Annotated in this window: 12 protein-coding genes; 5 read left to right on the forward strand and 7 right to left on the reverse strand. The window is 29.3% G+C overall.

Going from position 1 to position 22,042, the window contains the following annotated elements:
- The first annotated feature begins 505 nt into the window (after positions 1-505).
- On the forward strand, positions 506-1,783 hold the full coding sequence (tyrS, locus tag HACICURV3402_RS01970) for a tyrosine--tRNA ligase (RefSeq protein WP_157992671.1): 1,278 nt from the start codon (positions 506-508) through the stop codon (positions 1,781-1,783).
- A gap of 3,272 nt (positions 1,784-5,055) precedes the next feature.
- On the opposite strand, the gene HACICURV3402_RS01975 is transcribed toward tyrS, so the two are convergent.
- The 3 genes from HACICURV3402_RS01975 to lolB all read right to left on the reverse strand — a co-directional run bounded on the left by HACICURV3402_RS01975 (position 5,056) and on the right by lolB (position 7,807).
- The gene (locus tag HACICURV3402_RS01975; protein ID WP_157992672.1) at positions 5,056-6,003 is read right to left on the reverse strand and encodes a ribose-phosphate pyrophosphokinase; all 948 of its coding nucleotides are present in this window, start codon (positions 6,001-6,003) and stop codon (positions 5,056-5,058) included.
- A 257-nt stretch (positions 6,004-6,260) separates the two neighbouring features.
- Positions 6,261-7,121 carry a 4-(cytidine 5'-diphospho)-2-C-methyl-D-erythritol kinase gene (gene ispE / locus HACICURV3402_RS01980; RefSeq protein WP_157992673.1) on the reverse strand — a complete coding sequence of 287 codons (861 nt, stop codon included), beginning with the start codon at positions 7,119-7,121 and terminating at the stop codon, positions 6,261-6,263.
- Positions 7,122-7,132: 11 nt separating this feature from the next.
- Entirely contained in the window at positions 7,133-7,807 is a 675-nt protein-coding gene (gene lolB / locus HACICURV3402_RS01985) for a lipoprotein insertase outer membrane protein LolB (RefSeq protein ID WP_157992911.1), read from the reverse strand.
- A 1,479-nt stretch (positions 7,808-9,286) separates the two neighbouring features.
- Between lolB and prfA the strand changes: the two genes are divergently transcribed.
- Together prfA and prmC are read left to right on the forward strand one after the other, a co-directional pair.
- Entirely contained in the window at positions 9,287-10,369 is a 1,083-nt protein-coding gene (gene prfA / locus HACICURV3402_RS01990) for a peptide chain release factor 1 (protein WP_157992674.1), read from the forward strand.
- Positions 10,369-11,202 (forward strand): peptide chain release factor N(5)-glutamine methyltransferase, encoded by an 834-nt coding sequence (gene prmC, locus HACICURV3402_RS01995; RefSeq protein WP_157992675.1) that lies wholly within the window; start codon positions 10,369-10,371, stop codon positions 11,200-11,202. The genes prfA and prmC overlap by 1 nt, the downstream gene beginning before the upstream one ends.
- 63 nt (positions 11,203-11,265) lie before the next feature.
- Here prmC and secF read toward each other — a convergent pair whose 3' ends face one another.
- The 3 genes from secF to tgt form a co-directional block, all read right to left on the reverse strand.
- A complete protein-coding gene (gene secF / locus HACICURV3402_RS02000) occupies positions 11,266-12,210 on the reverse strand; it encodes a protein translocase subunit SecF (protein WP_408609269.1) in 945 nt (314 codons plus the stop codon).
- A 16-nt stretch (positions 12,211-12,226) separates the two neighbouring features.
- Positions 12,227-14,062, reverse strand: coding sequence for a protein translocase subunit SecD (secD, locus tag HACICURV3402_RS02005; protein WP_157992676.1), 1,836 nt, complete (start codon positions 14,060-14,062; stop codon positions 12,227-12,229).
- 1,312 nt (positions 14,063-15,374) lie between these two features.
- A complete protein-coding gene (gene tgt / locus HACICURV3402_RS02010) occupies positions 15,375-16,490 on the reverse strand; it encodes a tRNA guanosine(34) transglycosylase Tgt (protein WP_157992677.1) in 1,116 nt (371 codons plus the stop codon).
- A 628-nt stretch (positions 16,491-17,118) separates the two neighbouring features.
- On the opposite strand from tgt, the gene ydiK reads away from it, so the two are divergent.
- Positions 17,119-18,186, forward strand: a complete 1,068-nt coding sequence (ydiK, locus tag HACICURV3402_RS02015; RefSeq protein ID WP_157992913.1) for an AI-2E family transporter YdiK — start codon at positions 17,119-17,121, stop codon at positions 18,184-18,186.
- 1,156 nt (positions 18,187-19,342) lie between these two features.
- Here ydiK and pgpB read toward each other — a convergent pair.
- Positions 19,343-20,080, reverse strand: a complete 738-nt coding sequence (pgpB, locus tag HACICURV3402_RS02020; protein WP_157992678.1) for a phosphatidylglycerophosphatase B — start codon at positions 20,078-20,080, stop codon at positions 19,343-19,345.
- A gap of 1,201 nt (positions 20,081-21,281) precedes the next feature.
- On the opposite strand from pgpB, the gene ribA reads away from it, so the two are divergent.
- Positions 21,282-21,872 carry a GTP cyclohydrolase II gene (gene ribA, locus HACICURV3402_RS02025; RefSeq protein WP_157992679.1) on the forward strand — a complete coding sequence of 197 codons (591 nt, stop codon included), beginning with the start codon at positions 21,282-21,284 and terminating at the stop codon, positions 21,870-21,872.
- Positions 21,873-22,042 lie beyond the last annotated feature (170 nt).

The following is a 22,042-nucleotide window of genomic DNA, read 5'->3' on the forward strand; positions in this document are numbered from 1 at the left end:
CCTATTACAGAGCTCATGAAACCGAAAATAATGTGATTATCTTCCTATAAATAACAAATATATATTCATATTCTCAATATCATCAATAATTAATACCATATGAATAATATTACATATTATCCAATAAACGAACGAGCGTTTCCATGAGCCTATTGTTCCAAGTTATTATTAAATAATTCTAAAAAACCTGCTTTATAAACTAAATGATACAAAAGGCACGATATATAAAAGATAAAAACTACATCTAACCTCGTTCCTATATACTAAATCCGTCATAATCAAAATTATTCACATAGTATCTATTTTTAATGATATATCATAAATAACTACAACTTGTAATTCATGAATGAACTCGACTTGTCTCTTTGCAACAACGACAACCCTCATTTACCTCATAACTGAGGATTATCATCACAATTTATCTTATAAATATTGATAATCTGACATTTTATTATATTGATTAAATCAACTGCAGACACAATATCATTTTTCAAGGAGAGGTTTAATGTTAAATAATACCTTAATTCAGCGATTAAAAAAGAGAGGTTTAATTTTACAAACCACGCATGAGAATATTTTAGAACAAACATTAAAAAATAAAACCATTTCTCTCTATTGTGGGTTTGATCCAACATCTGATAGCCTACACGTAGGACATCTAATACCATTGATATGTTTACAACATTTTCAAAAAGAAGGACATAAACCAATAGTTCTTCTTGGCGGTGCAACTGGCTTAATTGGTGACCCAAGCTTTAAAGAATCTGAACGTAAGTTACATAATAAAGAAACTATTAATCACTGGATAGAAAAAATTAATCTACAACTCACTTCGTTTCTAGATTTTAACTATAGTAATAACAAAGCAATCATTATTAATAACTACGAATGGTTTGGGTCAATGAATACACTCAGCTTCCTTCGTGATATTGGCAAATATTTCTCAATTAATCAGATGTTAGTTAAGGATTCAGTTAGTCAACGACTACATCGACACAGTCAAGGGATCTCCTTTACTGAATTCGCTTATAACTTATTACAAAGCTATGATTTTTTTCATCTTAACGAACACTATGGTGTTATCTTACAGATTGGCGGATCAGATCAGTGGGGGAATATTGTCTCTGGTATTGATCTTACTCGACGACTCAACAAAACTCAAGTATTTGGTCTAACTCTACCTCTTCTGACGAAATTTGATGGCAGTAAATTTGGTAAAACCACAAGTGGAACCATTTGGCTTGATCCAAAAAAAACAAGTCCATACAAATTCTATCAATTTTGGCTTAATACAGCCGATTCTGATGTTTATCGTTTTCTAAAATTCTTAACTTATATCAACATTGAAGAAATTAATACACTTGAAGAAACAGATAAAAATAGTAGTTACGCGCCAACTGCACAACATCTATTAGCAAAAACAATGACTAAGCTAGTACATGGTGACACAGGACTGCTTTCTGCAAAACGTATCACTCACAGCTTATTCTCAGGAAATCCAAAAGACCTGACACAGGAAGACCTAGAACATCTTTCAAAAGATGGAATAAACAATACTCAACTGAATATTGGCCGAGACTTAGAAGATGCACTTGTTAACACTGGCCTAGCCACTTCTCGCAGTGATGCGAGAACATTAATTACCACTAAATCAATTAAGATTAATGGAGTACTACAAAGTAATAGTAAGTATGTTATTTGTAATAAAGACCGACTATTTGGACTATATACCCTTTTGCAACGGGGTAAAAAAAATTATGCTTTAATTAATTGGAAAATCTAATAAATAACATAGCAATATTGCTATGTTATTTATTAGAAATGTCTATATAAAAATAAGAAATATACATGAAATATTGATGAAAATATTTAACTTAAGTCAATAACATTAAATATAATATTTAGATATAATTACATACCATCAGATGGTTCTATGTCCTCTATTATTCTTCTTAATCATCAAGAAAAAATGAAGTAAATTGTATTTAAAAATTATAATTTTATATATATTCTTCATATAAAACTCAAAACCTACTCTCTCAGAAAGAATATTAAATAGATTACAAAGATGATAAAAAATTTATTTTTAATAAATAGTATTTTTATAATCTTATCTAAACATTAAAATTTTTATATAAATATTCGTTTTTTCTTTTAAAAACTAATAATCTTATGTATTCTTCAAAAGAATAAAAAATCTCATATGATATTATATTTTCTAGATTGCGCGTCTAGTAAAACATAAATCTATTTAGAAAGATCAATATCTTTATGTAATGACTTTCTATATCATAACAATGATGAAATATAATCCTAAGTTAAAAACTTTAACTTAATATTTAAATGAAATCACAGTATAGTGTCCGTCTGAGCCAAAAATCGTTAGCTTGCGAACTATATTTTCAACAATAGACATATACAAATATCTTCTTACTTACTTTATAAAAAAGTAAATTCTATGAAAAATATTATTTAGATAGATAGGTTATAAAAAGAAGTATTTAATATCATTGATTCATATAAAAATATATTAAAACTTCTATATTCAACCATAGTCAGTTAACTTACGACCTGAATTATTTAATATAATTAAATAAAAAAAATCTAGAAATGAAATATCTGATTTATTTTCTTAACCTGGATTTAAGACAATGGAATGATTTTATTTTTAAAAAATAATAATTATATGTGTATTATCAACCTTAAAATAACAACACAAAATTCCAAGTAGTTCGTATCAAATGGATCATTAGTCCATCAGAAAGAAACCCAATAGGATCCCATTTATTTTAAAATATGTTTTATAGTATATAAATATATCTAACCAGATTTTTAAAACGACTGCAATCTCTTTGTCTGTCTATCTTATTAATAAGACATTACATATAATAAAATATAGTTACAAAAAAATTATAAGTTTAATCAATAAAAATCCTTGATATAAAAAACTACACTTAATAGATATCAACAGATTGTCTCATCTATTTTTAAAAATCTATTAGAAATTTAATACTAATTCCTCTTACTAATTACAAAATATAGTGAGCCTAGATATCTAAAAATTTTTACCTGTAGTAACTTCTAATATACTGAGATAGCCTCTATATATAAGGAATATACCCTATAGATAGCAACATGGCTTTTAATGATGAGAGACTAGTACCAAAAAAATCATATAATATTCAATGCTAATAATTGATCCATTACAGATGTAATAACTTTAAAATTATTCATATCTAATAAGATTATAAGAATAATGATGTAAATCACTTCCTAACTCAGGAACATCTTCTTTCTAATACGCCTTCTTTCTAATCAAGAAAGCAATACTACATCAAATATAGTTAGATTATAAGATAGATCGATCAACTTAGAGTCATAAGAAATCTGAAATTAACACTTTTAATAATTCCATCTCTTCTAATATAGAATATTTCGATATATATCACTTATAATAAATTATATAATATATAACTGAATAATTATAGAAAATTATACTATTTTATTTGCTATTAAAAAATATTCTAACCAGAATCTAATATTAATTAAATCGCTCACTCTATAAAAAATCTCAAGACAGATAATTACCCAAACAAATATTAAGAATTCAATGATTACCAGAAATATAATTCATTCATATTTAATATCTCTGCATAATAAGATAAGGATTGAATCTTACGTAATTCACACCTAAATAATCGATTTATTTGATGATTCTCTTTCTATGTGGTCATAGTATTACATGAAATTGACTTTACCTGTCTCACAAAAATACAAATGACTGGTTAATCTTTATAAATTCTATTAAAATAATTGATGGAATTCAAATCAATTACTCATATATGCACCATCTAATTAATCAAAGAATAATTTTCTAGATCAATCAAATTCTATATGTGAATTTTATAGTTTACAATATACAATACATCTTATCTCCACATTATGATTATGCTGATAGAATAAATGTTCTACTAGAAAAATAAAAAATCTTATAAACTTTTTTGCATGAAACACCTTGATTGCTATAATTTACTTATCATCTATTTATTATAGATAATTCAGTTAATCTATATTGAATATATAAAATCTCTTATATACCTTATGTAGAATAATCATGTGCTAAAATATTAATAATACATGATATATTTCTAAAAATATATTTTAGACCTTACTTTCTATGAAAATCTATATAACACATACCACCGGATAACAAACTGTAATAGTAAACATTACTATAGTTATGCATATGATGTAATAATACTGATCCCTCGATTATAAAGCTAACGATTGACACTAACTCTGGTATTGACTATATATTAATAATCATCCATTATGCTTCCTGGATCATCATGGATATAATTTAGAATATTCCTTTTATGTATACTATATTCATCACAATACTAAACTTTAGAAATCAAAAATAACACTGGTCATTTAATGCCAATTAAATTGGATTAATTTCATTTTATCTATACAACTACAATATTTTATATCAAGAGATATAAAATGACTCAAGCGATAGATGAACTATATTATACAAATAATGTTATATTCTAAATGATTTCTATAAAATTGAGATAAAAAATCTTTGATCTATAGACATAGAGCCACACATTATTCTCTTAAGTCAAGAGTCGGCTCTATAAATAATTTAATCTCATTATAAATATTATCATATTAATCTATTTATTTCAGCCAATTGCTTAGACTATTTTAAGAACGTTCTATGATCATATTTCTATATATAGTTTTTTACTGTAAATAAACCAATCATTAACATAGTTGAATTGATTAAAATTTCCCCAAACTTAAACCTAAAAATTAAAAAAAACCTTAAAAATATCTTATATTACAAGAGAATGAATCTCTTGTAGACGAGCCCAGTTTTGAACAATATTTTCAAGAAAAATAATCCTAATTCTAATAGGAATTATTGCCATACTAATATAAACACAATAAACACTTATTACAGAAACTCTTACTAAAGAACTTATTGTCTTCTATATGCCAATCATATATAAATCAAAATTATATATTTTGGAAAAGAATTGATACTTAATACTCAAACATGGCTGAAATTGATTCTTCATTACTAATACGGCGTATTGCTTCAGCTAACATCCCTGATAACGTAAGCGTTCGAACAGTAGGTAATGCTTGAATCTCGATAGGTAGAGGAATGGTATCACAAACTATAACTTCATCAATTACTGAATTTTGAAGATTCTTTACTGCATTGCCTGAAAAAATAGGATGAGTGGTATAAGCCAATACACGCTTTGCTTCCTGATATTTTAAAGCTTCTGCCGCTTTACACAAAGTACCACCAGTATCGATCATATCATCAACTATAACACAATCACGGCCTGCTACATCACCAATAATATTCATCACCTGTGATACATTGGCGCGAGAACGACGTTTATCAATAATCGCCATATCTGTATCATGTAATAATTTAGCAATAGCGCGTGCACGCACTACTCCACCTATATCTGGAGAAACAACAATTGGGTTTTCTAATCCAATTTTCAACATATCTTCTAAAAGAATTGGACTTCCAAAAACATTATCAACTGGAACATCAAAAAAACCCTGAATCTGTTCCGCATGAAGGTCTACAGTCAAAACTCGATCTACACCAACACTAGAAAGAAAATCCGCTACTACTTTAGCAGTGATGGGGACACGAGACGAACGAACTCGACGATCTTGACGAGAATAACCAAAATAAGGCATTACAGCAGTAATACGACCAGCAGAAGCACGACGTAAAGCATCAATCATAACAACTAATTCCATTAAATTATCATTAGTTGGCGCACAAGTAGACTGAATGATAAAAATATCACCCCCACGCACATTTTCATTAATTTGTACACTGACCTCACCATCGCTAAAACGACCCACTGCAGCGTCACATAGACTAGTATGAAGGTGATTAGCAATACGTCGTGCCAACTCTGGAACAGCATTACCAGCAAACAACTTCATATTAGGCACAAGAAAAACCTCAGGATTGGCACTTAGAAAGTGATATTTTCGAAATAACATGATAGTTAAAAATGTACATCTTTCTATAAAATCCTAACTTAAATACAATATCTGTAATATTACAACAATACCAATAAAGTGATCTGATTTAAAAAATATCTTCAATGTAGAAAACATGTAAAATTAGAACACAGTTTTTTTCTTTATTGCACTTGCTTCCTCTAATCCAAAAAAAGTTAAAATTGAATTAAATGGTTAAAATTATACTAATTAACTATTCTACTAAAAAAAGTATGCAAGGGCGATGTATTAACCCCACGCGCCACGAACCCTTGCCACTGTTCGGGAATACGATTTAATATATTTAACGCCGCCTTCTTAGTGTTAAATTCTGCAAAAATACAAGAACCTGTACCTGTCATATGTGGTGAAGCGTATCTTGACAACCAAGAAATCACCGTTTCAACCTCATTACATCGCTTACGCACAATACGTTCACAATCATTATGAAAAGGATGTAATAATAAATCTTTTATATGACGACGAGGTGTATCCCTTGTCAAATGAAAATCACTAAAAACTTGAAAAGAGGAGATACTAATTCTAGGATAAATTATTAAATACCATTTCTCATCCAATAAAAGAGGTATTAATCGATCACCGATGCCATCAGCAAATGATGTAAGACCCCATATAAATGCTGGAACATCAGCGCCAAGTTGTAGAGCTAGTAATGATAGGTGTTTTAAGCTAAATCTAGTATTCCATAAATAGTTGAGTGCTATTAAAACTGTAGCCGCATTTGATGATCCACCTCCTAACCCGCCACCAATAGGTATACGTTTCTCTATAGAGAAAGTTGCTCCGACTTTAGTAGATAACGTTCCATGTATTTCCGCTTGAATACGTAAAAGGTTTGCAGCGCGTATGATAAGATTATTTTCCTCTTTAATATCAGCGACAGGAGTGATGAGCTGAAGAGTCCCTCTTTGATTACTTACAATGGATACAGTATCACCATAATCAAGAAACTGAAATAACGTCTGAAGATAATGATATCCATCTTGACGACGACCTGTAATATACAGGAATAAGTTAAGTTTTGCTGGAGAAGGCCATTTAATCATTGAAATTATTTTTAGCCATCTACATATAACATAATATGCCTATGACCTTGACGTATCTCAATTCTAGAAGGCATTGGAGGTAAATTATTTGTACTACGATATTCTAATAATAGAATATGCCAATATTGTCCATGATCATTAAAGATCACCTCACTTAAATGGGATTTTTCATCAATAGAAAAAGTAGTTCCTTTTCCTGGCAAGCCCATGATCCACTGATGAAAATTTTCTAGCGGGATATTCATACCTGTAATTTTAAAAATCACATCTCCTGGATCATCATTAATAGGACAACCACTTAACTTACATATCAAATATGTAGATTTCTCTTCCTGATTTATTTGAAAAATAGTAATACCTAATGGATTAGTTAATAACAATTGATAATGATCAGGTGACTTCTGATACCAATTAAAATGAGCAGAACCTTTCTGGTCATCATAAAACCAACATAAGACACCGCGAATTTGATATTGCGTAATACTTTGGATTAACTTTTGGTGCTCATGCCACTGAGGAGACATATTTGTTAAACTATATTTTTTGACTTGCTCGTGAAAGGTACAAGATGAAAATAAGATTCCCAGAAAAAAAATTACCCCGAAGAAACGGTGGTAGAATACAAAAATAATAATTTTACGTCCTTGTATAATATTCAGTGGTCTGATTCCCTTTATCCTAAATATAAATTATAACATAATGTGTTTTTTTTCTAAAACCTATTATTTTCTTTAATAAAATAAATTATTTAGAACTTGATATCTTTTATCGTAAGATTAAAGATTATAAATGATCTAAGTTAATTTGTCATCAAAATGCTTAATACACTCTTAACTTTGCTAAGACAGACAATCGATAAATCTAATAAACTTCTAACCTAATAAATCTTTTAATCTATTGATATATCAATGAATACAAATCCTTATTAATATCATTGATATGATGTCATGTAACTCTTAATTGTTCTGCATTCTCAGAACAATTAATATTGTAAAATAAATAAAATTTTATTTTCTAAAAAACCAGGTTCGGACTTATATTATAAAATATATATTAATAACCATCCTATATCTAATTCTAAAATCTATCATTCAATTCATAATTTATTTTTTGTAAAAGAAATAAAAAAATCAGAACAAAAAACAACTCGTACTTTTTATAAAAATTAGATTAATCAAGCCATTAATAAATGGCTCAGTTTATAAACCGGAGAATAACAATATAATATTAATGTAGAGTGCTTCTTATATTTATATGCTTCTTATATTTATATAATGAGAATACCTCTATCTTAATTCACATCCAACGGTAATATATCATAAAAAAAACACGATCTAATAGACATCTCTGTTATTATAGTATGTGATACTCTATTATGTTATACTTTATAATAAAGTATAACAAGTAGTTTCAATATTACCAAGATAGATGTAAATCTATCAACACCCCTCTTCTAGAGATAGACAGATCAAATAAAATAATAATAGATATAAAAATGATAATATATTTTAAAAAATGCAATAACTAGTAGACTTCATATCTAAGTCAAAAATCACAGATTATTCATCTGTCAATAAAATAATATATTGTAATAATAAAAATATTTATAATATATTTTTATATAATCTCTTATATTAAGTTATAACATAATCTTATAAACTAATAAATTATTTTATTTTTTAATACTACTTCACTACATTGACCAGAAAGATACGTAATCTAATAATCAGTAGATCGATTTATTATAAAATATCAGAACCAACCAAAATAAAATATAATTTATTGTAATTATTAAATTAAATTAGACAATCACAATTTCAGTAAAAAAACGATGTGTATACAAAATAGATAATTCTACTAACTAAATCAATAATAATAATTAAATTCAAATTAATAAACTTCAATAATTAATATCAAAGTATTCACACCTGATTCGCCAAATCCTAATTCAATAATACCTAATCTATCACAACTAAAACTCTATTTCCAATGATGAAATCAGAATTAACAAAAACCATACCATTTTATATATTTATCATGTTCAATTTAATCAACATTAACCTATCTCATAGTAATTTTTTTAAAAACAGAACAGAAAATAATTAGAACATTATTTTTTATTCTCTTAAAATTCTTTATCATATCGAAAGGATAAAATAATATACATGCATTCTTCTATTATCACTAAATTGGAAACATTACAGGAACGCTATATAGAAGTTAAATCGATGCTTGATGATACTAGAGTAATTAATAATCCAGAACGCTTTCGCATTTTATCACATGAATATACTCAGTTAACCAACGTTATCCAGTGCTTTAGTCAATGGAAAAAAAACCAAGAAGATATTCAAAGTACTGAAACAATGCTTCACGACCCAGAACTGCGTGAACTAGTACAAGAAGAGCTACAGAAAGCGCGTGCTTATAGCCAAACCATAGAACAAGATCTACAGAATCTTCTTTTACCAAAAGACCCTAATGATAAACGAAATTGCTATCTAGAAGTTCGTGCTGGAACTGGTGGTGACGAAGCAGCAATTTTTGCTGGTAACTTGTTCCGTATGTATAGTAGATATGCTTACTCTAAAAACTGGACTATTGAAGTAATGAGCGCTCATGAAGGTGAGCTAGGTGGATATAAGGAAATAGTAGCTAAAATTATTGGTAACGGGGCTTATGGTCGACTAAAATTTGAATCAGGAGGACATAGAGTACAACGCGTACCAGAAACTGAATCACAAGGCCGTATCCATACATCAGCTTGTACGGTAGCAGTAATGCCTGATCTTCCAAAAAAAGAACTACCAGTTATTAATATATCAGATTTAAAAATTGATACTTTTCGTTCTTCCGGGGCAGGGGGGCAACATGTTAATACCACTGATTCAGCCATCCGAATTACTCATATTCCTAGCGGAATTATAGTGGAGTGTCAAGATGAACGCTCTCAACATAAAAATAAAGCCAAAGCACTAGCAGTTCTCAGTTTGCGAATTAGGGAAGCTGAAAAAACTCGATGTCAAAAAGAAACATCATCAGAAAGACGAAATTTAATTGGCAGTGGCGATCGATCTGATCGTCATCGAACCTATAACTTTCCACAGGGTCGTATAACAGATCATCGTATTCATTTAACTATCTATCGCCTAGAAGAGACAATGAATGGTAAGTTAGATACGCTAATTGATCCTCTAGTTCAAGAATATCAAGCAGATCAACTAGTATCTCTTTCTGAGGAGAATTAATGCAAATACGTCATTGGATAGAAACCGCTATAGCACAACTTGCTAATAGTACTAGTCCAAAACTTGATGCGGAGATCCTGTTATCGATAGTTATAGAAAAGCCCCGCTCTTGGATCATTGCATTTGATGATAATTTTCTAAGCCCCTCTATTTTAGCACAATTAGAAAAATTACTCCAACAGCGTGCTATTGGAACACCTATCTCCTACCTAACAGGGGAGCGTGAGTTCTGGTCTATGAGCTTCGATGTTACGCCTGATGTACTCATCCCTCGTGCAGATAGTGAGATTTTAGTAGAAGAAGTATTAACCCGCATTCCTTCTGATAAAACTTGTTCCATACTAGATCTTGGAACCGGATGTGGCGCAATCGCGATTGCTATTGCCAGCGAGCGTAAAAACTGTCAGGTTCTTGGAATTGATAATGTTCTTTCTGTTATAAAAATAGCAAGATGTAATGCAATTAAATTAGGATGTACTAATGTCTTTTTTATACCTAGCAACTGGTTTTCTACTATAGGAAAGCGACAATTTTCTATTATTGCTAGTAATCCACCTTATATAGATGAATCTGATGTACATTTACTAGAAGGGGATCTTCGTTTCGAGCCAAAAAATGCACTAATTTCTAGTGATAACGGTCTAGCAGATCTTAAACTAATCTCTAAACAGGCAAAAAATTATTTAACTCATGGAGGGTGGTTGCTTTTAGAGCATGGATGTAAACAAGCCAAATATGTCCGGATCATTCTAGAAGATAATGGTTTTTGTCAAATAAAAACCTCTCAAGATTATGGCGGCAATGATCGTGTAACCTTCGGTCTTCTTTGTTAAATTAATCCCGTTTATTTCTAATTTTTAATAAATATTAGCTAAATAAAGATGAAAATTTTCATCTTAATCCTCTGTATCTACATCCTCAGAAAGGATATTCTCTCGTTGTAGCCCTATCTCTAAGGCCAAAGAAGAAGAAACATAAACCGATGAAATAGTACCAATAATGATACCAAGAAGCATCGTTAATGAAAAACCTTTTAATAACGTTCCACCAAAAATAAAAAGAACCAAAACCATCACCAGAGTAATTAATGAAGTAATCATAGTGCGTATTAAAGTTTGCGTTAAGGAAAGATTAATAATATAAGAAGGTGAATATGAAATAATTGTAAGAAAATTCTCGCGAATACGATCTGACACCACAATCTTATCATTGAGAGAATACCCTATTATAGATAAAAGAGAAGCTATAATGGTTAAGTCAATTTCTATTTGAAACAGAGATAAAAGACCCGAAGTAAGAACTACATCGTGTATTAAAGCTAACACAACTCCTAAGGAGAGTTTCCAAGAAAAACGATAAGAAATGTAAATAAAAATAGATATCCACGCTGAAATAAGCGCTATCACTGCATCTCTCGCTAAATCCTTACCTACACGAGGACCTATAACTTCAATTCGTTTTACAACAACATTCTGTCCTATTGATGTATTAATAGTGTTAAGAACTGTAGAGCTAAGTGCGGTACCTTTAATATCTTCTTTTGGTTCTATTCGCACTATTAGGTCATAAACGCTCTCTAAATTCTGTACTTGAGGTTGAATCAATCCGATTTTCTTCAAACTAGATCTAATTAAATCTAAATCCACTGGTCTCTCTAATTTCATCTCGATAACTGTTCCGCCAGTAAAATCCAGACCCCAATTAAAACCATACATACCGATAATATTTATTGAAACTATTAATAAAATAATTGAACATAAAAAGACTACTTTATTCCATCTCATAAAATCAATAATTGTGTTCTTATGAGTCATATTGACAGAACTTTGTACTTGTAACACTCACTCTCCTTATCTCTTATATAGATAACTTTTTTACTCGCTTTCCGCCATATATAAGATTAATTATAGCACGGGTACCAATAATAGCAGTTAACATAGAAGTGGCTATACCAATGGCAGTTGTAATGGCAAATCCTTTAATAGAACCACTACCTAGTACGTATAAAACAATTACTTTAATTAATGTAGTTATGTTTGCGTCTATTATACTAGAAAATGCCCTTTTATAACCTTGATGAATTGCCATCTGTATAGAACGCTCATTGCGCAATTCCTCCTTAATCCGTTCATTAATCAGAACGTTAGCATCTACTGCTACTACTAAAGTTAGTACAATACCAGCAATACCTGGCATTGTTAATGTTGCTCCAGGTAGCAAAGACATAATTCCAATAATTAGTACTAAATTTGCTAATAACGCTAAAGAAGCTACTAAACCAAATAATTTATATCGTAAAACCATAAATAGAATAGAAACAATGACCCCCCATAAACAAGCTTCTAGTCCCTGAGTTATATTTTGTTCTACCATAGTAGGACCAATAATACGTTCTTCTACAATCTGTATTGGTGCAACAAAAGCCCCTGAACGCAATAAAAGAGAAAGGTGACGCGCTTCTTTCTGATTATTAATTCCGCTAATACGAAAACTACTTCCTAGCTGTGATTGAATATATGCTACGTTAATTATCTCATCATGCTTTTCTAATATTGCACGACCGCGTATATCTTTCTTACCACTACCCTGATATTCTATAAATATAGTTGCCATAGCTTGACCAATATGATCCTTGGTAAAGTTAGACATAATGCGACCACCCTCTCTATCTAAAGAGATATTAACTTGTATTTGATTATATTCATCAATGCTAGTAGTAGAGTGAATAATGTGATCGCCAGTCAAAATCACATGCTTGTGCACCACCAGTGCTTGGCCATCTCTCGTATATTTCAGCTCTGAATCTTGAGGCAAAAGGGCATCAATATTAATATGCATATTCACCAAACGAAACTCTAGCGTCGCCATAGAGCTCAAAATTTCTTTCGCCCGCGCAGTGTCTTGAATCCCTGGCAACTCTACAACAACAAAAGTATTACCTTGACGTTGAATGATAGCGTCTGTTAATCCTAATTGTGTAATGCGGTTGCGCAATACATTGATATTCTGCTCTATTGCATATTCACGTGCTGAACGAATTCTTTCGTCATTAACTTCTACGGTTAAAAAATTATAAGAACTGTTATGGATCACTATATCATGATAATGAGAAAGGATATCTCTTCTTACTTTATCTCGACTTTTCTGATCTAAAAGACCTACTTTTAGACCAAAAAAATTACTTTTACTTAATTCAATATAAGGGATTTTTTTATCATATAAATCACTACGTAAATTTTCTAAATTCTCCTGTTGTAACTTCGATAACGCACTATCTATATCTACTTCCATAAGGAAGTGGATTCCACCACGAAGATCTAAACCAAGCTTCATTGGCTCTGCACGAAGAGATGACAACCAATGTGGCGTTGCTGGAGAAAGATTCAATGCCACAATGTAATTTTTACCTACAGATTTTGTAATGACTTCACGAGCTTGCAACTGCAAGCTCGTGTTAGAAAAGCGAACCAGGACAGACCCGTTCTTCCAAGCAATAGATTTACTCTCCACATGATTCTTTTTTAACAAATTTTCAATCTGAACTAATGTATTCTCATGGAGAATATTGCCATGTAAACCAGTAATTTGAATAGACGAATCTTCACCGTAAAGATTAGGCAGTGCATATAAACAACCAAAAAACAATATAATTAATAAAATCAAATACTTCCATAAAGGATAATGATTTAACACAGGAGTTTCCTTTAAGCAACATAATAACATGTGACTAAAATTTAAATATTATGCAGTACATTTTAATTATTGTTTGTATTTATCTAATGAAACCTGGTTATTGATATTGATATAAAGTAATAATATCAATTTCTTATTTTAGTTGATTTTTTCATCACTAATATTAAACACAATATTATCAATACAATTCAGAATCAATTATTGTATAATTACGTTATCTTAATCATCTAACTGCAAAAGATAACTGATAATGTCAGTTATCAAATCATCACACCTCATCAACCAATGAGTGCATTATAAAGACGTGCACTAATACGGATGAGAGGGTTTAAGCAATCTTACACACTGACACTAAACACTATGTTGAATAATGCGATCTCCATGGAGAAATAAATAAAATAGAATAATAAAATACACGTATCATATCACAAATCATAACCTCATAATAATAAAGATAAAATCCAGACCCCAATACTAACTAAAATAAATAGTCTTACACTAAAATACCTAAACGATTACTTACAATAATTAAAAATATCATCTATTTTTCATATTTGTTTGATAAAAATAAGAATCTTATTTTCAACGAAAATAAGATTCTTATTTTTATCAAACAAATATGACTCTTCTTTTTATATTACTAACTTTAATTCTTCTAGAAGACATCTATAATACACAAAATATAACATATATCTTGAAATCAACGTGTGAATCTTATTTGTCCTAATTTATAAACCTTACTATCTCTCGTATGTAATGCAATAATCATCTTTTAAAACAATCAACAATCTCTACCATAGTAAATACTTACTTAATTTTTTAAGTAAAATATACTAAATTATTTTATAATAGTTTTTACAATTCATAATGAAAATTGATCAAATTAAAGCCAACAGATAAAAATAAAAATATAAAAATGAACAAAAAATACACATATGACATTCTTCTTTATACGTTAAATCTCTCCTTATAATTATGCTACTAAATGAGAGTTCAATCTCATATTTCATACATAATTATATGATATTATATAATGTAATATGCATTCATTTGAAAATAGATTCACTATCTACCATTTGCCAAAATATATTTTAAATTATTCTTTTATACAAGATAATATGCTTAATTTTTTCCTAAAATGCCATATTAAGATATATATATCTTAAGAAGATCTTGTAGTAATGAAATACTGCAAGATAAATATTGCATAAACCAGAAAGAAAATGACATATATATTTCATATATAATAGCTTCCCCTGTAAATCAAATGAAATCTAACTAAAATTTTCATTTTTCTTTATCTAAAGAAAATTTATCTTGGTTGTATACCACTGATTTTTTTATAAAAATCATGAACAAATTGATGTAATACACCCTGTGTAATAGCTTGACGTAAATTCGACATTAAAGACTGATAATAATGTAAGTTATGAATTGTATTCAAACGAGCACCTAACATTTCCTTACACCGATCTAAGTGATGTAAATAAGCACGACTATAATGCAGACAAGTATAGCAATCGCATTGAGAATCAAGCGATGCCGTATCTTCTTTATATTTGGTATTACGAATTTTTATGATTCCATCTGAAACAAAAAGATATCCATTACGAGCATTGCGTGTTGGCATTACACAGTCAAACATATCAACGCCACAACAAACGCCTTCTACTAAATCTTCTGGTCTGCCAATACCCATTAAATAACGAGGTTTGTCTTTTGATAGTTTCTGGCAGACATATTTTAAAATCTTTTGCATATCCTTTTTAGGCTCTCCAACTGCCAGACCTCCTATACCGTACCCGTCAAAACCGATTTCTAATAATCCTTGCACTGATATATCTCGCAAATCAGTATAAATTCCACCTTGAATTATACCAAATAATGCATTTTTATTTCCTAAGGACTCAAATCGATCACGACTTCGTTTGGCCCAATTTAATGATCTCTTCACCGAGCGCTCAGTATCCTTCCAGGAAGAAGGATATGACATGCATTCATCAAAGATCATTACAACATCTGAACCAAGTGCGCATTGAATTTCCATCGATCGTTCTGCATCAAGAAAGACCTCGGAACCATTAATCGGATTACGGAAAAACACTCCTTCTTCACTAATAGTGTTAGTGGATCCCAAACTAAATACTTGAAACCCACCAGAATCGGTAAGAATTGGACCCTGCCACTTCATAAAATTATGAAGATCACCATGCATCTTAATAATCTTGGTTCCTGGACGCAACCATAAATGAAAAGTATTACTAAGAATCATCTGAGAACCTGTATTATGCAACTCTTCTGAGCTCACTCCTTTGACTGAGCCATAAGTACCCACAGGCATAAATGCTGGAGTTTCTACTATACCGCGATCAAAAATCAAACAACCTCGTCTAGCGAATCCATCAGTAGAATGTAATATAAACTTCACTTTCTCTCCATAGAAACTATCGCCCGCTGACTTTAGATATACACATTCATATAAAAAAAGTTTGTATGGTATTTATAATACAGAACCTATTTTATATAAACACCCCTTAATTCTCTTTTTATTAGAATACACAAGGACCAACATAACAAAGACTCTCAATACATAAGAAATAGCCTATGATTTAAAATAATTATCTTCATTCTTATTCATATAGAACATCAACGAAAAGAGCTGTTTTAAAAAAGCGATATATTAAATTTTAATTGCTTAAAAAGCATATATTTATTTAAATATATTATAAAATAAAACTGTATAATAATATTATACATGCTAATTAATCTTAGAATCGCATTAATCTAACCCAGTATTTTGCACTACAACCGCTTAAAAAAATGATTGAATTGCATTTAATACTCAACGCGTTCTTCATAAAATAAGATTAAATTATAGATTTATACTACATAGATCTATATCTAAAATCAGAAATATATCATGCATTATAACGTTATCTATCAAGAATAGATATTCTTATAATATTACTAGTCATACATAAATAATCAAAGTTTTATCTATTTTTAATAGTAAATACAAAATATATTAAATTATAGGTCAAAGTAACATTATGCACATGGAAAAAATAAAAAGTAATTCTGATTGGCATAAAACCATACTTTCACTGCTATGTTTTTTCCTAATGATTACCACTTGTTTATGGATACTTAAACCCTTTTTAGTGGGATTTACCTGGGCTAGTATAATCGTAATTGCAACCTGGCCTTTTATGCTGAAAACTCAACACGTTCTATATGGAAGAAGATCGCTAGCAGTTATTACAATGGTATTTGTTTTAATTTTAATTTTTATAATTCCTCTTGTTCTCTTGATTAACAGTTTAGTTGAAAATGGTGGCATAATCATTGATTGGATCAGAAGTAAACATATACAATTTCCTGAGTTATCATATCTACAAGATTACCCGTTAATAGGAAAAAAACTTTACATAATATATCACTATTTAATTGATGGTAGTTCAGCCATTCTTGTTAATCAAATACAACCATATATTGGTCGCACTACTAGCTTTTTCTTTACTCAAGCTGGTCATATCGGTCAATTTATGATAGATCTAGGCATGATGCTCCTCTTTAGTATTCCACTATATTGGCATGGAGAAGAAGTGAGTCATCGAATACATCATTTAATTGTTAGATTATCTTATTGCCGTGGTGATAAATCTGTTATTTTTGTGGTACAAGCTATTCGAGCCGTAGCTCTTGGCGTAGTAGTGACTGCATTGGTGCAAGGAATACTTGGGGGTATTGGGTTAAGTATATCTGGAATCCCCTTTTCATCAATGCTAACTATTTTTATGATCCTATCATGTCTAGTACAATTAGGCCCGCTAATTATCTTAGTACCAGCAGTTATCTGGCTCTATTGGATCAATAATACAACAGGAGGTACGATTTTATTAATTTGGAGCTGTTTAGTAGGAGTTATAGATAATATCCTAAGACCTCTTTTAATTAGAAAAAGAGCAGATCTTCCGATAACTCTTATTTTTTTTGGTATAATTGGAGGTGTATTAGCTTTTGGAATTATTGGATTATTTATTGGACCAGTAGTTTTAGCAATCTCGTATCGAGTAATATGTTCCTGGATTGAGGAAACCCCTTCTCCTCCACATCACAGATAATTAATAATCATATTATATGTCTTAGACATTGATAATGAATCAATATATTAAAAATCATATGTTATATGAAATTTTAATTTTTAGTTAAATTCTCTCTCTATCTATGATAATTTTTATTATCCATTTAGATCATTCAATATATCAAGTCAGGAACTGACTTTATAGAAATAATAAAATTTAATGGAAAAAAACATGTAAATCACCTCAGGCCATTAATTTAATATAGGAAAAGAAAAATAAAAATTTGTTAAAATAAAGAAAAATTGTCAATGATATCTCTAGGTATAATCCAACATGACAATTCAATAGTCACATTTTTAGATTATAATAATTTTTAAAATTTTATTTAACAGATATGAAATCATTAAATAGTATATTACATATACCTATCTTTAGATTTTTCTCATAGAAAAAATAAAAAATTAGAATTAATATATATAAAATTATTCAATCAATAATCCTGATATTATATTTGGCATAAGAGGTGTTGTAATTTTCTGAGACTAGAATAAAATACTGACTAATTTTAGAAAACACTATTTATGTAATCAAAATACAAACCTAGATAACCCTAATATAAATAAACTATGCATTCTATAATATATTTATGTGAAATAATATTTTATATATTAGTATACAGTGAAATAAAAACTAAAAATTCCTAATTAGGACTTAGGAAATAAATTTATATAAACATAGTTTATAATAATTTCTAGCATTTATTATATGACTCAGTCATGCTACATTCATTCTAGTTTTAGCTAGAATCAATAGTAAATAATGAATTAAATATCAACACTAATATGGAAATATTGTATATAGTTAAATTAACTCACGAATAAATCTTAACCCCTTACCTAAGGTTCAATATCAATAATTTTTCTTAAATAAACCAGTCTTACATTAATAAGAATTCCCATGTAACATATATTTTATTAATTACTCTTATACTTAGCTCATCTCAATTCACATTAAAGTTAAAATACTTTTCTTGTAGAAAAATTTTTTAATATTATTTTCTTGTAGAAAAATTTTTTAATATTATAAGTCTATAAATCAATCTAATATTGATGTATATAAGATCTGTTATCTTGCGACAGCAAGATAACATCAATAAAATATACAAATAAAATAAAATAATACTAGTAATTTATAATTAACACTTTCTACGTACACTGGTAGTTTGTATAAAATTCAGTCTTTCTAATAATATTGTAACCAATACTGCCAATATCCAGCTAAAAATAATCGCAACCATAAGATCGACGGACCAGTGCATTCCGAAAATCAGACGGCTAGCCATAACCGCTAAGGCCCAAACCATAATTATTACTACAGTACAATAATAACGTCGTGGCCAAAGAACACCTATGCCAATCAAAGCCCAAGTGGAAGCAAAAAGAGTATGTCCAGAAGGGAAAGCAAAATTATTTGAATGAGACCAATGCTGAATCAAAAATTTTGGAAATTTTTTTGTATCCAATGAAGATATAAAAACTTTATCTTGCAATGCAAGATCCTTATCTTGCATAACATTGGACACATTTGCTTGGTAATTGTCTGCAATCCATAATTTATAAGGACGTAATTCCTTTACGTGATTCTTAAGAAATGTCTTTATGCCTTCTCCAATCATTAATGATGAAATCAAGATAATAATCAAAACAATAGTCGGTTTAAAAGAAAAACGCAGACAATAAACAAACCAACTACATAAAATAATACTCGTCCATATCACCCATGTATCATTTATAGTTGCAGTAATACCATACATCAATACATGACCCCATCCTATATCCATGGGTTGCCATTTCCATCCAGATAATATTACTAATAGAGGCATTAGCAATAGTATTAAAGAGCCTATTGTGATTCGTTTTAGTATATCTAACATGTTGATGATATCCTTATAAGGACATTTAAATATTGAAATTAATCGCTAAGAGTCCCACTCATGACTTAAACAATATTGCACTTTAAAAATAATTAATATACAATATCATATTATTTTATATTTTCTACAAAGAAAATCAATACTTCATTTCTCATAGAACAAAAATAAAATAACATAAGTATCATAAAAATAATCTAGTAAAAACAGACTAGTCAAGCATAAAAAATATGATCATGAATCAGAATATTTCTGTGCATATTTATATAAATCTCGAGTTGTTTAAGAAACATAAGAGAAAATCTAATTCTTATCTTAATTAAAATAAGCATTATTTCATAATTAAGTATAATATCGTTATATTAATATGGGCACTTCTATTTTCATGGCACTTCTATCTTTTCCTCTAAAAGAGATTAAATAATACTAAAATACTCAAGATACTCAAAACCTAAATATATTTTCTTATGTTTAAAATAATATCCAAAACTGCTTGATAACATTGTATCGTCTAGTAGAGATACCAGACAAATAAAATTAAGAAAATTATATGAAATCCTCACATAACACCATAAAAATCAAACTATAGATTTTAATTCATACTATTTGATCACTTAAAACCTAAGCACAATACAAACGAAATAATATAGTCACCATACATCAATGCTATATAAAACATAGCACAAAAAAATTAAATTCATTTAAGAAAAAACAGGCTATATCTCAAAAAATGGAGAATCATAATACAAAACATTTACAGAGTCTTATAAAAAACTTTTATTAAAAAAAAGGATTATAACTCGTTAATTAATCAAAATTCATAGAAATTAAACTATTCATAATCATAATACATATTATTATAATATCAATACATGTCTGTGGTTGATTAGTCGATTGACTGAAAAACCATGAAAAATAATAAACTATCTATTGTACATAAAAATAAATAACCACTAAAAATTAACAACTATTAAAACTCAGAACTTAAGATCTACAGCTATTTTAATATTCTTAGTTCAAATTATCCCAATGATGGGTAATCATTCTTATTGACATTCTCACTTACCACCTAAATGGTGTTTTCGCAGGCTAAACAATATCTATGTTGTACTACAGGATTTTCTACATTAGACCAATAATACATACCCACAAGTCTCATCTATTCAGTAAATCCACGTAACATCTAGATTTTATGGGGATTAATATGAAACTTAAACGAGTAGCAGAAGCTGATTTACCTACTCCCTTCGGACATTGCCGAATAGTTGGTTTTGAGGAGCTAGATACACAAAGAGATCATGTCTCTTTAATATTTGGTGATATTTCTAAGAATAAACCTATTCTGGCCCGTGTACACTCAGAATGCCTAACCGGAGATGCACTATTTAGTTTACGCTGTGACTGTGGTTTTCAACTGGAAGAAGCAATAATACAAATTGCTACACAAAATTCTGGCATCCTTATTTACCATCGACAAGAAGGGAGAAACATTGGACTGATAAATAAAATACGCGCTTATGCACTACAAGATCTGGGATGTGATACAGTTGAGGCTAATCACAAATTAGGATTCAAAGCAGATCAGCGTGACTTCAGTATCTGTGCAGATATGTTTAAACTACTTGGTGTTAATGAAGTTCGATTATTAACTAACAATCCCGAAAAAGTCAAAATGCTGAAAGAAGAGGGTATCAATATTATTGAGCGTGTACCTCTAATCGTAGGACGAAATCCTAATAACACAAAGTATTTAGATACTAAAGCTAAAAAACTAGGACATCTCTTTTCGCAATAAATTCACTATACTGATTATTTGTACAATAATAAAAAACTGAAATTATAATTTAATGAAATAATATAAATTATCTCTAATACCTTAAATACACATATGCTTAATATCAGTAAATAATAACTACACCCTATCTTTTTCAGTATTGAAAAACCTACTTAATCTATTATAAATTC

Origin of the sequence: Candidatus Erwinia haradaeae, from assembly GCF_900698925.1 — a bacterium.
Classification (GTDB): Bacteria; Pseudomonadota; Gammaproteobacteria; order Enterobacterales; family Enterobacteriaceae; genus Erwinia_E; species Erwinia_E haradaeae_I.